Here is a 12,492-nt window from a genome sequence, read left to right as displayed (position 1 = left end):
CTCAGCCCTCGACCGTGCGGCGCTCGGCGTCGGACGCGCTCTGCTCCTGGCCGTGCGCAGCCTCCGCCGTGATCTGCGTCGCGCCGCCGCCCGCGCGGTGCGCGACCTCGATCCGGCGGGGCCGGGCCTCCTCGGCCACGGGGATCGTCAGGGACAGGACCCCGTCCTCGTAGGACGCCGAGATGCTGTCGAGCGCCAGGCCCCGGCCGACCGTGAGCTGCCGCGCGTACGTGCCGGACGAACGCTCGCGCGCCAGCCACTGGACGTCCGGGTCGGTGCGCGCGCTGCGCTCGGCGCGGATCGTCAGGGTGCGGTCCTCGACGGAGACGTCGATGGTGCCCGGGTCCACGCCGGGGAGGTCCATCGTCAGGACGTAGTGGTCCCCCGCGCGGAACAGGTCGATGGGCATCCAGCTCGACGACGCCGACGCGCGCGCGCCGGACGCGAGCTGCCCGACCAGGCGGTCCATCGCGTCGAAGGTGCTCGTGAACGGGTCGATCATCGCAGCCACACCTCTCACCTCCTCGTCGGTCGACCCCGGACCGTCCGGGGCCGGTCGGTGCTCCCACGAAGCAGGCGCCTCGCGGGGCGGCTACACCACCTGTTCTAGCACTCTCCGCCGTCGAGTGCCAAGACCCCGCGGGGACGTGGGACGAGGCTGCGGCAACCCCGTTGTGGGGATCCACCGACGACGTCCCGTCCCGGACGCACCCGTGTGGAGGAACCCTCCAACGGCTTGTGCGATCCGTGCACGGACGGGCGTTCCCCTGGTCCCTGCCGCCGTCGGCGTCCGCCTCCCTGCCCCGGGAGAGTGGACGTGCCACCGCGCACGCCGGAGGCACGTCCCGAGCACAGGAGCCGCCATGACCGACTCAGCGCCCGCCCGCCCCGCGCCCACCGCCAGCCCCGCGACGACCGCCACCGACGGCGCGCCCGCCGTGCCCCCGCGGACCCGCTTCGTGCTCGACGCCGCGGACGCCGCACGGATCGCGACGTTCGCCGCGCTCCTCGCCGTTCTCGGGATGCCCGGGTCGGTCCCGCTCTTCGGCAACGCGGTTCCGATCACGCTCCAGACCCTCGGCGTGATGCTCGCCGGGGCGATCCTCGGCGCGTGGCGCGGCACGCTCGCCGTCGCGACCTTCCTCGCGCTCGCGGCGGCCGGGCTCCCGGTCCTCGCGGGCGGACGCGGCGGCCTCGGGACGTTCGTGGGCCCGTCCGCCGGGTACCTGTTCGGGTTCCTCGCGGGCGCGGCGGTCGTCGGTTGGCTCGTCGACCGGCTGCGGCGGGTGACGTTCCTGGGCGTGCTGGTCGCGTGCCTCGTGGGCGGCGTCGCGGTCGTCTACGCGTTCGGCGTCCCGGTGCAGTCCGTCGTCACGGGCGTGCCGCTCGCGACGACGGCGCAGCTCTCGCTCGCGTTCCTGCCGGGGGACGTCCTCAAGGCCGTCGCCGCGGCGGCGATCACCGTCGGGGTGGTGCGCGCGTACCCCGCCGCTCGCACCTCGGGCCGCTCCGCGGCCGACCGGCGCGCCCGCTCCTGACACCTGGGAGAGTGTCCGCGTGCCCGTCGCCCACCAGGTCCTGACGCACGCCGCCGACCCGGCGACGCGCGACCGCCTCGCCCTGCGCACGCCCGAGAGGTCGCGCACGTACGCGGCGCTCGCCGCCGACGTGCGCGCGGGCGCGACGCACCTCGCCGCGACGGGCACGCGGCCCGGCGACCTGGTCGCCGTGTCGCTGCCGGACCCGCTGGACCTGCTCACGGCCGTGCTTGCGGCCGACCACCTCGGGGCGACGCCGCTCGTGTGCGACCCGGCCTGGCCCCGCGCGCACCGCGCCGAGGTGCTGCGCACGCTCGCGCCGCGCACGTTCGTCGAGGTCCCGCTGCCGCGCGGGACCGGCGGAGCGGCTCCGACCAGCGGGAGGGGCGCCTCGGTGGACATCGCGACGGGCACCGCGACGGGACCCGCCCCGCAGGGGGGCGCGGGTCGCGAGGCTGCGCGTGAGGTTGCCCACGGGGCAGCGCACGAGGCAGCGCCCGACGATCTCGCGTGGGCCGGCTTCTCGTCGGGCAGCACCGGCCGGCCGCGCGCGGTCGTGCGCACGCGCGCGTCCTGGGCCGGGTCGTTCGACGACGTCACGCGGCTCGTCGGACTGCGCGCGAGCGACACGGTGCTCGTCCCGGGGCCGCTCGCGTCGTCGCTGTACTGCTTCGCCGCGGTGCACACCCTCGCGGCCGGCGCGTGCGCCTACCTCACGCGCACGCCGGCCGCGACGACGACGGCGCTCGCGAGCTGCGACGTCGTGCACCTCGTGCCCCAGGTCCTCGACGACGTGCTCGACGCCGTCACGGCGGGGGCGCCGTCCCGGCTGCGGCGCGCGGTCGTCGGCGGTGCGTCGCTCTCCCCGACGGCACGGGCCCGCGCTGCCCGGCACGGGATCGCGGTGCTCGCGTACTACGGCGCGGTCGAGCTGTCGTTCGTCGCGTACGACCCGGACGGCACCGGTCTGCGCGCGTTCCCCGGCGTCGACCTCGACGTGCGGCCCGTCCCGGCCGCGAGCGTCGGGGAGGTCTGGGTGCGCTCGCCGTGGGTCTCAGGCGGCTACCTCGCCCGTGCCACCGGCCCGCTGCGGCGCGACGGCGCGTGGTGCACCGTCGGCGACCTCGCCGACCCGCTCGACGTCCCGGCGGCGCGGCTCGTGCTGCGCGGTCGCGGCGACGGCGCGATCCTCACCGGTGGTGCGACGGTCGTGCCCGAGGACGTCGAGGTCGTGCTGCGCGCCGTGCCGGGGGTGCGGGACGTCGTCGTGCTCGGGACCGCGCACCGCCGGTTCGGGGCCGTCGTGACGGCCGTCGTGGAGGGCGACGACCGGCCAGGGCTGCGCGCGCACCTCGAGCGCGTCGCCCGCTCGGCGCTCGCGCCCGCCCAACGACCGCGCCGCTGGTACGGCACGCGCGCGCTGCCCCGCACGCCGTCGGGCAAGCCGGCGCGCGGCGCGCTGAGCGAGGCCCTGGGCGGGACCGACCCCGCGGGCGCCGGGCTGGAGCCGCTGCGATGAGCCCGGGGCTCCCGGGGGCGACGGCGCCCGTCGTCGTGGCCGCGCGCCGCACGTGGATCGGCACGGCGGGGCACGGGCACCGGGCGCTGACCGAGGTCGACCTCGCTGCCGCGGTGCTCGGCGCGACGCTGGGCGACGCACGGTCCCTCGGCACCGAGGCTCCCGTCGCGGACGTCGTGCTCGGCTCCTGCACCGGACCCGGCGGCAACGTCGCGCGCGTCGCCGCGCTCGCCGCCGGTGCCGGGGTCGCCGTCCCGGGGCTCACCGTCGACCGGCAGTGCGCGTCCGGGCTCGCCGCCGTGCTCCTGGCCACGCAGCAGGTGCGCGCGGGCGAGGCGGGCCTCGTCCTCGCGGGCGGGACCGAGAGCGCGTCGCGGGCCCCCGCGCGCGCCCACCGCACGCCGTGGGGCGACGTCGGCTACGCGCGCGCGGCGTTCGCGCCGACGCCGTGGGCGGACCCGGGCATGGGAGCCGCCGCCGACGAGCTCGCACGTCAGCGCGGCGTGACGCGCGAGCGCCAGGAGGCGTACGCGTCGCGCAGCCACGCGCGCGCGCTCTCGGCGCACGCGGCCGGGCGGTTCCACGCGGAGTCCGTCCGAGTCGGGGCCGCGGGGTCCGCGCTCGGCCGGGACGAGCGCGCGCGCCGCCTCGACCCGACGGTCCTCGCGCGCCTCTCCCCCGCGTTCTCACCCGCCGGCACCGTCACGGCGGCGACGGCGAGCCCGGTGAGCGACGGCGCGGCGGTCGTCGCGGTCGTGCCCGAGTCGGTGCGGCTGAGGCTCGGCGCGCCGGGGCTGCGGGTCGTCGCGTCGGCGACCGTCGGCTGCGACCCGGCGCTGCCGGGCTGGGGGCCTGTCCCCGCGGTCCGGGCCGTGCTCGACCGTGCCGGTGCGCGCCTCGACGACGTCGCGGCGGTCGAGGTCGTCGAGGCGTTCGCCGCGCAGGTCCTCGCGGTCACCGACGCGCTCGGCCTGGACCCCCTCGCGGCCGGTTCGCGCGACGACGCCCGGGTGTGCGCGGACGGCGGGGCGCTCGCGCTCGGGCACCCGTGGGGCGCGAGCGGCGCGGTCAGCGTCGTGCGGCTGTTCTCCCGGCTCGTCCGAGCCGGCGCGCCGGCGGGGACGCTCGGGCTGGCGACCGCGGCCGTCGGGGGCGGACAGGGCGTCGCGGTGCTGGTCGAGGTCGTGCGATGAGCCGCGATGCGGGCGGAGGGAGATGGTGGCGGCGCTCGCCGGTGACCGACGACGTCGACCACGGTTGCGTGGTGCGCCTCGAGGACGTGCACGTGCGCCTGGGAGAGCGCGACGTGCTGCGCGGCGTCGACCTCGAGCTGCGCGAGCACCGGGTCGGGATCGTCGGGGCGAACGGCTCGGGCAAGAGCACGCTCGCACGGCTCCTCAACGGCCTCGTGCTGCCGACCGCGGGCCGGGTCCTCGTCGACGGCCTCGACACGCGCCGCGACGGCCCCGCGGTCCGGCGGCGGGTCGGGTTCGTGTTCACCGACCCCGACGCCCAGATCGTCATGCCGACGGTCGCCGAGGATGTCGCGTACTCCCTGCGGCACGTGCCCGCGGGCGAGCGCGCCGCCGTCGTGCACGACGCGCTCGCCGCGCGCGGGCTGGCCGACCACGCCGACCACCCGGCGCACCTCCTCTCGGGCGGGCAGAAGCAGCTCCTCGCGCTCACGTCGGTGCTAGCCGCCGGCCCGCGCCTCGTCGTCGCCGACGAGCCGACGACCCTCCTCGACCTGCGCAACACGCGCCGCTTCGCCGCGGAGCTGGCGTCGCTCCCCCAGCAGGTCGTCCTCGTCTCGCACGACCTGTCGCTCATGGACGCGACGGACCGCGTCCTCGTGGTCGACGGCGGTCGGGTCGTCGCGGACGACGAGCCGGCGGCCGCCGTCGCGCACTACCGCCGGCTGGTCGAGGACGGCGTCCGGTGACGCCGGGCGCGTTCCGGCCCGGCGACTCGGTGCTGCACCGCACGCCGGCCGGGGCCAAGCTCGTCGGCCTCGCGATCATCTCCGCCGTGGTGCTCCTGCTCTCGACCCCGGTCGCGGTCGGCGTCGTCGTGCTCGTGGTCGCGGCGCTCTACCTGCTCGCGGGCGTGGGGTGGCGAGCCGCATGGCAGCAGGTGCGGCCGCTGCGACTCGTCGTGCCGGTGCTGCTCGCGGTGCAGTGGCTCACGGTCGGGCCGGGGCCGGCGCTGGCGGTGACGACGCGGCTCGTCGCGCTCGTCGCGCTCGCCGGCCTCGTGCTGCTCACGACCCGCACCACCGCCGTCCTGGCGGCGATCGAGCGAGGCCTGCAGCCGCTGCGCCACGTGGGGGTCGACGTCGAACGCGTCGCCCTGGTCCTGTCGCTCGCCGTGCGCTGCGTGCCCGTGGTCGCGGCGCTCGCGCAGCGCGTGCGCGACGCGTGCCGCGCGCGGGGCCGCGATCACGACGTGCGCGCGTACGCCGTCCCGCTCGTCGTCGGCGCGCTGCGCCAGGCCGACGCCCTCGGCGACGCGCTGCGCGCCCGCGGCCTCGACGACTGACACCAATCGTGCCGAGGTAGAGGCGCGGTCTGCCGAGGTAGAGCCCTGGTCATGACCAGGGCTCTACCTCGGCAGACCATGGCTCTACCTCGGCGGGGTGGCGGCGCGATGGCCGCGGAGCGAGACGGCGGCGGCGGCGAGGATGCCGACGACCGTCGCGGCGAGGAGCACGCGGTAGTCGACGACGCCCAGGAGCGCCGCACCGACCACGGTGAGGACCAGCTGCGGGACGTTGACGAGCAGGAGGCTCGCCGCGGACACGCGGCCCTGGAGGGTGGAGGGCGTGCGCAGCTGACGCTCGGTGACGAACCCGACGATCGACCACGTGGCGCCGAGCCCGACGGCGCCCAGCCCGAGGACGATCGCGACGACGCTGTGCCCCGTCGTCGGCACGACCCCGACGGCGAGGACGAGCAGGCCCAGGGCGACCACGCGCTGCGCGCCCCACCGCGCGATGAGCCTGCTCGCCGTGAGCCCCGCGACGATCGCGGTGAACGCCTGCACCGACGAGATGGGCCCCAGGAGGGCGGGCGGCAGCCCGAGCCCGTTCTCGATGATCGCCAGGCTGACAGCGTTGAGCAGCCCGACGCCGGCGAACGCGACGAGCATGGCCACGGTGAGCACGCCGAGCGGCGCGGTGCGCCCCAGGTGGCGGAAGCCCGCCAGCATCTCGGCCAGGTAGGGCTCGCGCTCGGCAGCCGGTGTCGGCGGCGTCTCGACGAGCCGGACGCGACCCATCACCGCCGCGGCGACGGCGAACGCGACCGAGGCCGCGACCACCAGCGGCCACGCGCCGGCAAGAGCGTAGGCACCTGCGCCGACGACCGGCATGAGGAGACGGAAGACCTGGTCGATCGTCGTGAGCCGACCGTTCGCGGGGGCGATCGCCTCGTCCGGGAGCATGTCCCGGACCAGGCCCGCCTGCGCCGCGGCGGTCGCGAACCCGACGCCCGAGTAGACCACGGTCACGACGAACACGAGCCAGACCTGCTCGGGGCCGCGGACCGCGAGGAGGGCCAGGAGGCTGAGCGCGCCGACGAGGTACGTCACGACGAGCATCCGACGCCGGGACACCCGGTCCGCGAGCTGACCGAGGAACGGTGACGTGAGCGCGGGCAGGCCGAGCGCCGCGAACACCAGCCCGGCGGCGCCGCCCGAGCCCGTGAGGTCCTTGACCCACACGGCGAGGATGATCGCCAGGACCGAGTCGGCGAAGTTCGTGAACGCCCAGGCGACCGACAGGAGCCGGAACGGGCGCGCGCGCAAGGCCGTGCGGGGGTCCGTCGCGGGCAGCGTGCCACCCGACGTGACGCCGACGTCACCGGGAGCTGCCGGGACGACGGCGGTCGGCTCGGGGGGCGCGCTCATCGGGGGTCCTCCGGGCGGTCGGCGTTGACGACGGAGAAAAGGCGTGCGCGACGTGCGCCCGGGGGGCGGAGCGACGGGTCGTCCCAACGCCCTCTGAAGCGGTCGGTGAGCGCCTCGACCTCGCGGGCGAGCGCGTCGAGCTCCGCACGTGTCGCGTAGAACGACGCCCCGGTCATCGTCGAGGCGAGGAGCCACTGCGGGTCGTCGGCGGGGGCACCGGCGATCCACGCGCGCAGGCGCGCGGCTTCCTGGTCGAGCATGAGGCTCGCGACCGCGCCCGCGGCGTGCAGCGACTCCGGGACGTCGGGGTCGAACCTCGTCTGCCGCCCTCGCCCGACGGAGCGCCACGGCCGCTCCTTGCCGCGCCGCTCCGCGGGCTCGACGTACCCGTACTTGGCGAGCATGCGCAGGTGGAAGGAGCAGCTCGCGACGGATTCGCCCGTGGCCTCGGCGCAGCGCGTCGCGGTGACCTCACCCTCGTCGTCGAGCAGCGCGAGGATCCGCAGCCGCAGCGGGTGGGCCAGGGCCCGGATGCTCGCAGGGTCGGTCGCGACGACCTGTCCGGGCTCGGCCCGCGGACCACGCGGGACGGGGTGCGACGACGCAGCGGGGCCGGGCGCAGCGGGGCCGCCCGGGTCGGCGGCGCGAGGGTCGGTCGGCGTGCTCATGCCGGACAGGCTAGTTCACGAAAGATATCTTGCGCAATACTTCTTTAGCGTTGATCGACGGCGGTCCCCCGGGCCGCCGGGTCGGGCGCCGCGCGGTCGTGGAGCCGGTTCACCACGACCACGACGCCCAGCACCGCGACCGCGAGGGAGAGCCCCGCGAGGACGTCGGTGAGGAAGTGGTAACCGAGGTACAGCCGGCTCAGCGCGACGGTCCCGACGACCAGCACGGACGCCGCCAGCCACACCACGACCACGCGCGCGTCGTGGTGCCGGTGCCACACGAGGTACCCGCCGACGAGCACGAGCGTGGCGGCGCCGATCGTGTGGCCGGACGGGAACGAGAACGACCGCTCGACGCCCGCCACGACCATCGACGCGTCCGGCGGGCGCGGCCGCGCGATCACCGCCTTGAGCACGGTCGAGACGAGCGTCGAGAGGACCATCGCGCCAGCGAGCAGGCCCGGTTCCCACCACGTGCCGGTGCGCCGCGCCCACACCACGCATCCGACCGCGACGAGCACGGGCAGGACGTAGGGGCCGAACAGCGTCGTGACAACCGTGAGGACCGCCGTCGCGAACGGCGTGCGGTGCGCGACCAACCAGTCGAGCAACGGCTCGTCGAGCAGCCACAGCTCGTCCTGGTCACGGACGGCGTCGAGCAGCAGCAGGAACCCCAGGGCGCCGGCGACGACGAGGACGACTCCGGGCCACACGCTCGCGAGGACCGAGCGAGGCGTCGCCACCTCTTGCCCGCCCTCCCCCGCGCCCCTCGGTGGCCCGCCCGTCGTCCGCCGGCGCGCGCCCGGCCCCTCGCCCTCCATCCCCGGAGGCTATGCACGGTGGGCCGACGGCGCAGGGTGACCGCCCGACGTCGGCGACCCCCGGGCGCAGCCCGCGGACGCTCGTGGCGAAATAACGGTGCGCCCCACGGGGCTCACGTGGTTGTGTGAGCACACACCGCGGTGACGTCCGTCCGGTCCGTACCGGGCGGTGGAGGGTCCGGCCAGACCCAGCGTTCCAGCGTCACGAGAGCAGAACCATGCATCCCTTGATCACGTACGACGTGGCGGCCCTCAGCCGTCGCGAGCAGCTGCAGGAGCAGACCCTGCGCCGAGAGCAGCTGCGCCGCACCACGACCCGCGTCCCGGTGCACACCCGGCAGGCCCGCCTGCCGCGTCGCACCGCATGACGCGCACCGACCGCTCGCCCCGAGGACCCTCCTCGTCAGGCGGCGGCTCACCTCGCCGAAGGCCTCGGACGTCCGGACCCACGTGGACCGGACGACCGGGGCCTTCGTCGTGCGGGTGCCCACCGGTCCCGCTGGTCGCCACGACTAGGCTGTGCGCGTGAGCCCTGTGAACGCCAACGAACGCATCGTGTGGATCGACTGCGAGATGACCGGTCTCGACCTCGGCGCCGACGCCCTGGTCGAGGTCGCCGCCGTCGTGACCGACTCCGAGCTCAACGTGCTCGGCGAGGGGGTCGACGTCCTCGTCCGGCCGCCCGCTGCCGCGCTGGAGCAGATGGGCGACTTCGTCCGCGAGATGCACACGACCTCCGGGCTCCTCGACGAGCTCGACGGCGGCCTCACGCTCGCCGAGGCCGAGCAGCGCGTCCTCGAGTACGTGCGCGCCTGGGTCCCCGAGGCCGGGCGGGCGCCGCTCGCAGGCAACTCGGTCGGCACCGACAAGGGCTTCCTCGACCGTGACATGCCCGCCCTCATGGGCCACCTGCACTACCGCATCATCGACGTGTCGTCGGTCAAGGAGCTCTCACGCCGGTGGTACCCGCGTGCGTACTTCTCCTCCCCCGAGAAGCACGGCGGCCACCGCGCGCTCGCCGACATCCTCGAGAGCATCGACGAGCTGCGCTACTACCGCGAGGCGGTGTTCGTGCCGCAGCCGGGACCGGACTCGAAGACCGCGAAGGCCATCGCGGAGAACGTCGTCGCGACGAGCGTCACGCGCGGCCGGACCCGCCCCGCGGATGTGGCGGTCGACGCCGCCCGCACGGCCGACGACGCGTCGGTGGCCACCGTCACAGGCACGACGGAGCCCTGAGCCGAGAAAGCCGTGCGGGAGCACCCCGCGGACCGGGTACACTTTTCGACGGCCGGTGATCCGCCTTCCGGCCGATGGTGGGTATAGCTCAGCTGGTAGAGCACCTGGTTGTGGTCCAGGGGGTCGCGGGTTCAAGTCCCGTTACTCACCCCGAACGAACGAGGCCCGGGCCTCGGCCGAGGAGACTCCTCGGTCGAGAGTCGGGCCTCGTTCGCATCTGCGGCGTCCGGAGTCCTCGTCGAACCGGTCCGCCGTCCGGCGCACCGTCACGCGCGCTCGCGCGCCGCCGCGACCCACCCCTGCGGCGCGACCTCCGGGAGGCCGGACAGGGCGAAGAGGCGGACGTCGAAGAAGGCGACGACGTGGGAGATCCCCGTCGGGGCGACCGTGAGCACCTGCAGGCTGAAGGCGCGGTGCGTGCCGTGCTCGTCGGGCAGGTAGAGCCCGAAGGCCGGCTGCCCGTTGGCCGCAGCGGGGACGAGCAGGTGGTCGCCAGGCCGCCGTGCGGGGCTCTGCGCGGCGACCATCCGCCCGATCGTGTCGGCACCCTCGAACCAGGCCGGATAGGGAGGCATCTCCCAGACCGCGTCGGAGGTCAGCGCCGCGACGAGGCCGTCGACGTCGAGGGCGTGCATCGACGTGACGTAGCGGTCGAGGATCCCGCGCTCCTCGGGCGAGCCCGGTTCTGCGAGCTCGCGCTCATCGGGCCGCACCCGGGCGATCCTGGCGCGCGCACGCTGCAGCAGGCTGTTCACCGCGGCGGGGGTGACGCCGAGCATCCCGGCGACCTCGGCGGCGCTGAACGCCAGCACCTCGCGCAGCACGAGGACGGCGCGTTCGCGGGGAGGCAGGAGCTGGAGCGCGGCGACGAAGGCCAGCCGCACGCTCTGGCGCCGCGCGACGGTGGCGAGCGGGTCGTCGGCACCGCCGGAGCCTTCCCCGAGGACGGCGTCGGGGAGAGGCTCCAGCCAGGGCAGCTCGGGCCGTTCGTCCAGCCGGGCGGCGGGGTCGTGAGCGGGGCCGCCGAGCCCGGTGGGGAGCGCTCGGCGCCCGCGGTTCTCGAGGGAGCGCAGGCAGGCGTTGGTCGCGATCCGGTACAGCCACGTCCGGATCGACGACCGTTCCTCGAAGCGCGCGTAGCCACGCCAGGCGTTCAGGTAGGTCTCCTGGACGGCGTCCTCGGCGTCGTGGATCGAGCCGAGCATCCGATAGCCGTGGGCGAGCAGCTCGGGCCGGTACGGCCGCGTCCGGCGTTCGAAGTCGTCGTCTGCCTCCCTCACGTCAGCGCGCTCCTGCCCGCGCGTCGCGGAGCAGGACCCCCGCCAGCACCGCACCCAGTGCCGCCACGCCGGCCAGGGCCAGCAGGGCGAGCTCGAACCCCTCGGTCAGCGCGGAGACCGACGGCGGACCGGCGGAGCGCCGTGTGGCGTAGCCCACGGCGATCGCCGAGGCGAGCGCGGCACCCGTCGTCGTCCCGATAGCGAACGACGTCTCCTCCAGGCCCGCCGCCAGCCCGGCGTCGCGCTCGCCGGCCCCGGCCAGCGCGGCGATCTGGCCCGCGACGAAGGCCGCACCCAGGCCGGCCCCGAAGACCGTGAGCCCCGGCAGCAGGTCCACCGGCACACCCGCCGGCGAGAGCCGGCTCAGCAGCACGCAGGCGACCGCGAGCAGGCTCAGCCCGGCGGTGGCCACGAGCCGGAACCCCGAGCGGGTGACCAGGTGCTGCCCGACCATCACCGCGAGCACGGAGGCGACGGTCATGGTCGCCGTCGTCAGCCCGAACTGGATCGCGGAGAACCCCAGGACCTGCTGCGCGAAGAGGGTCACGACGATCAGGAGCCCGTCGACCGCGATGCCCGCGACCACGACCACGAGGTTGCCACCGGTCCGGGTGCGCGAGGCGAGGATCCGCAGGGGCACCAGGGGCGCCGGGCTGCGGCGCTCGACGACGACGAACGCCACTGCCGACACCACGGCACCCGCACCGAGCGCCAGCACGGCGAGGTCCGGCCCTTCCTCGGCGACCCGGAACAGCGCCAGGAGCACGAGCGTCAGCGCGGCGGTGATCGTGACCGCACCCGCGACGTCCGGCCGCCGTCTCCCGTGCGCAGCGCCCTCGGGCAGCAGCACCGGGCAGAGCGACAGCACCGCCAGGCAGACGGGGACGTTCGTGAGGAAGATCCACGCCCATCCCGGCCCGTCGGTCAGCACACCACCCAGCAGGAGCCCGGCCGACGCGCCGACCCCGCCGAGCCCTCCCCAGATCCCCAGAGCCCTGTGGCGATCGGGGCCGTCGGGGAAGACGTTCATGAGGATGGACAGCCCCGCCGGCGTCATCACCGCCGCGCCGATCCCCTGGAGCACGCGGGCGGCGATCAGCACCTCGCTCGACCAGGCCAGGCCGCACACCACCGACGACACGGCGAACACCCCCACCGCGGCCATGAACACCATCCGCCGACCCAGGAGGTCGGCCAGCCGCCCGCCCAGCAGCAGCAGGCCACCGATCGCCACCCCGTAGGCCGTGACCACCCACTGCACCTCGGCAGGCGCGAAGCCGAGGTCGACGGCGATCTCCGGGAGCGCCGCGTACACGCTCGTCGAGTCGAGCACCCCCATGAACATCGCCATGCACACCACGGCCAGCGCCCACCACCGCCGCGTCACCGTCCTCGGGTGCTCCACATCCAGCATCTCTCCTCCTCCGCAGCCCGTCGGCACGCCGGGACCCTCGTGGTGCGTCGGCGCTCAGGGGGTAGATACCTGCCGGCACGCCGACTCATCGGTACGTGGCGGATGGA

13 protein-coding genes and 1 tRNA gene are annotated in these 12,492 nt (G+C 75.7%); 8 read left to right on the top strand and 6 right to left on the bottom strand.

Annotation, left to right across the window (positions count from 1 at the left end; all coding sequences use genetic code 11):
• Position 1: 1 nt before the first annotated feature.
• Positions 2–511 (bottom strand): Hsp20/alpha crystallin family protein, encoded by a 510-nt coding sequence (locus AC4H2H_RS14210; protein ID WP_494371460.1) that lies wholly within the window; start codon positions 509–511, stop codon positions 2–4.
• A gap of 352 nt (positions 512–863) precedes the next feature.
• Between AC4H2H_RS14210 and AC4H2H_RS14205 the strand changes: the two genes are divergently transcribed.
• Genes AC4H2H_RS14205 through AC4H2H_RS14185 form a run of 5 tightly spaced genes read left to right on the top strand, consistent with a single transcriptional unit; the run spans position 864 to position 5,595 of the window.
• The gene (locus tag AC4H2H_RS14205) at positions 864–1,538 is read left to right on the top strand and encodes a biotin transporter BioY (protein WP_494371459.1); all 675 of its coding nucleotides are present in this window, start codon (positions 864–866) and stop codon (positions 1,536–1,538) included.
• A gap of 19 nt (positions 1,539–1,557) precedes the next feature.
• The gene (locus AC4H2H_RS14200) at positions 1,558–3,057 is read left to right on the top strand and encodes a class I adenylate-forming enzyme family protein (protein ID WP_494371458.1); all 1,500 of its coding nucleotides are present in this window, start codon (positions 1,558–1,560) and stop codon (positions 3,055–3,057) included.
• Complete coding sequence (locus tag AC4H2H_RS14195) at positions 3,054–4,250, top strand: thiolase family protein (protein WP_494371457.1); 1,197 nt, start codon at positions 3,054–3,056, stop codon at positions 4,248–4,250. Before AC4H2H_RS14200 ends, AC4H2H_RS14195 begins: the two co-directional genes overlap by 4 nt.
• Complete coding sequence (locus AC4H2H_RS14190; protein ID WP_494371456.1) at positions 4,247–4,999, top strand: energy-coupling factor ABC transporter ATP-binding protein; 753 nt, start codon at positions 4,247–4,249, stop codon at positions 4,997–4,999. Before AC4H2H_RS14195 ends, AC4H2H_RS14190 begins: the two co-directional genes overlap by 4 nt.
• Positions 4,996–5,595, top strand: a complete 600-nt coding sequence (locus AC4H2H_RS14185) for an energy-coupling factor transporter transmembrane component T family protein (protein ID WP_494371455.1) — start codon at positions 4,996–4,998, stop codon at positions 5,593–5,595. Before AC4H2H_RS14190 ends, AC4H2H_RS14185 begins: the two co-directional genes overlap by 4 nt.
• An 84-nt stretch (positions 5,596–5,679) precedes the next feature.
• Here the strand turns inward: AC4H2H_RS14185 and AC4H2H_RS14180 are convergent, their stop codons facing one another.
• Genes AC4H2H_RS14180 through AC4H2H_RS14170 form a run of 3 tightly spaced genes read right to left on the bottom strand, consistent with a single transcriptional unit; the run spans position 5,680 to position 8,452 of the window.
• Positions 5,680–6,963 carry an MFS transporter gene (locus AC4H2H_RS14180; protein ID WP_494371454.1) on the bottom strand — a complete coding sequence of 428 codons (1,284 nt, stop codon included), beginning with the start codon at positions 6,961–6,963 and terminating at the stop codon, positions 5,680–5,682.
• Positions 6,960–7,631, bottom strand: a complete 672-nt coding sequence (locus AC4H2H_RS14175) for an ArsR/SmtB family transcription factor (protein ID WP_494371453.1) — start codon at positions 7,629–7,631, stop codon at positions 6,960–6,962. Before AC4H2H_RS14175 ends, AC4H2H_RS14180 begins: the two co-directional genes overlap by 4 nt.
• Positions 7,632–7,675: 44 nt before the next feature.
• Positions 7,676–8,452, bottom strand: coding sequence for a phosphatase PAP2 family protein (locus AC4H2H_RS14170; RefSeq protein ID WP_494371452.1), 777 nt, complete (start codon positions 8,450–8,452; stop codon positions 7,676–7,678).
• Positions 8,453–8,679: 227 nt separating this feature from the next.
• Between AC4H2H_RS14170 and AC4H2H_RS14165 the strand changes: the two genes are divergently transcribed.
• The 3 genes from AC4H2H_RS14165 (at position 8,680) to AC4H2H_RS14155 (ending at position 9,841) form a co-directional block, all read left to right on the top strand.
• Entirely contained in the window at positions 8,680–8,820 is a 141-nt protein-coding gene (locus tag AC4H2H_RS14165) for a hypothetical protein (protein WP_483776322.1), read from the top strand.
• A 205-nt stretch (positions 8,821–9,025) separates the two neighbouring features.
• Complete coding sequence (orn, locus tag AC4H2H_RS14160; protein ID WP_494371488.1) at positions 9,026–9,691, top strand: oligoribonuclease; 666 nt, start codon at positions 9,026–9,028, stop codon at positions 9,689–9,691.
• A gap of 77 nt (positions 9,692–9,768) precedes the next feature.
• Positions 9,769–9,841, top strand: a tRNA-His gene (locus tag AC4H2H_RS14155).
• A 116-nt stretch (positions 9,842–9,957) separates the two neighbouring features.
• On the opposite strand, the gene AC4H2H_RS14150 is transcribed toward AC4H2H_RS14155, so the two are convergent.
• Positions 9,958–10,971 (bottom strand): sigma-70 family RNA polymerase sigma factor, encoded by a 1,014-nt coding sequence (locus tag AC4H2H_RS14150; RefSeq protein WP_494371451.1) that lies wholly within the window; start codon positions 10,969–10,971, stop codon positions 9,958–9,960.
• Position 10,972: 1 nt separating this feature from the next.
• Entirely contained in the window at positions 10,973–12,385 is a 1,413-nt protein-coding gene (locus AC4H2H_RS14145; RefSeq protein ID WP_494371450.1) for an MFS transporter, read from the bottom strand.
• Between the last annotated feature and the right edge of the window lie 107 nt (positions 12,386–12,492).

The organism is Cellulosimicrobium sp. BMG9.22 (genome assembly GCF_059159975.1).
This window is presented reverse-complemented; position numbering and strand designations above follow the sequence as displayed.

Bases quoted from the DNA above. Each gene is read 5' to 3' on its own strand.
- AC4H2H_RS14175 (WP_494371453.1), bottom strand. From the start codon at position 7,631: ATGAGCACGCCGACCGACCCTCGCGCCGCCGACCCGGGCGGCCCCGCT.
- orn (WP_494371488.1), top strand. From the start codon at position 9,026: ATGACCGGTCTCGACCTCGGCGCCGACGCCCTGGTCGAGGTCGCCGCC.
- AC4H2H_RS14195 (WP_494371457.1), top strand. From the start codon at position 3,054: ATGAGCCCGGGGCTCCCGGGGGCGACGGCGCCCGTCGTCGTGGCCGCG.
- AC4H2H_RS14180 (WP_494371454.1), bottom strand. From the start codon at position 6,963: ATGAGCGCGCCCCCCGAGCCGACCGCCGTCGTCCCGGCAGCTCCCGGT.
- AC4H2H_RS14190 (WP_494371456.1), top strand. From the start codon at position 4,247: ATGAGCCGCGATGCGGGCGGAGGGAGATGGTGGCGGCGCTCGCCGGTG.
- AC4H2H_RS14205 (WP_494371459.1), top strand. From the start codon at position 864: ATGACCGACTCAGCGCCCGCCCGCCCCGCGCCCACCGCCAGCCCCGCG.
- AC4H2H_RS14170 (WP_494371452.1), bottom strand. From the start codon at position 8,452: ATGGAGGGCGAGGGGCCGGGCGCGCGCCGGCGGACGACGGGCGGGCCA.
- AC4H2H_RS14145 (WP_494371450.1), bottom strand. From the start codon at position 12,385: ATGCTGGATGTGGAGCACCCGAGGACGGTGACGCGGCGGTGGTGGGCG.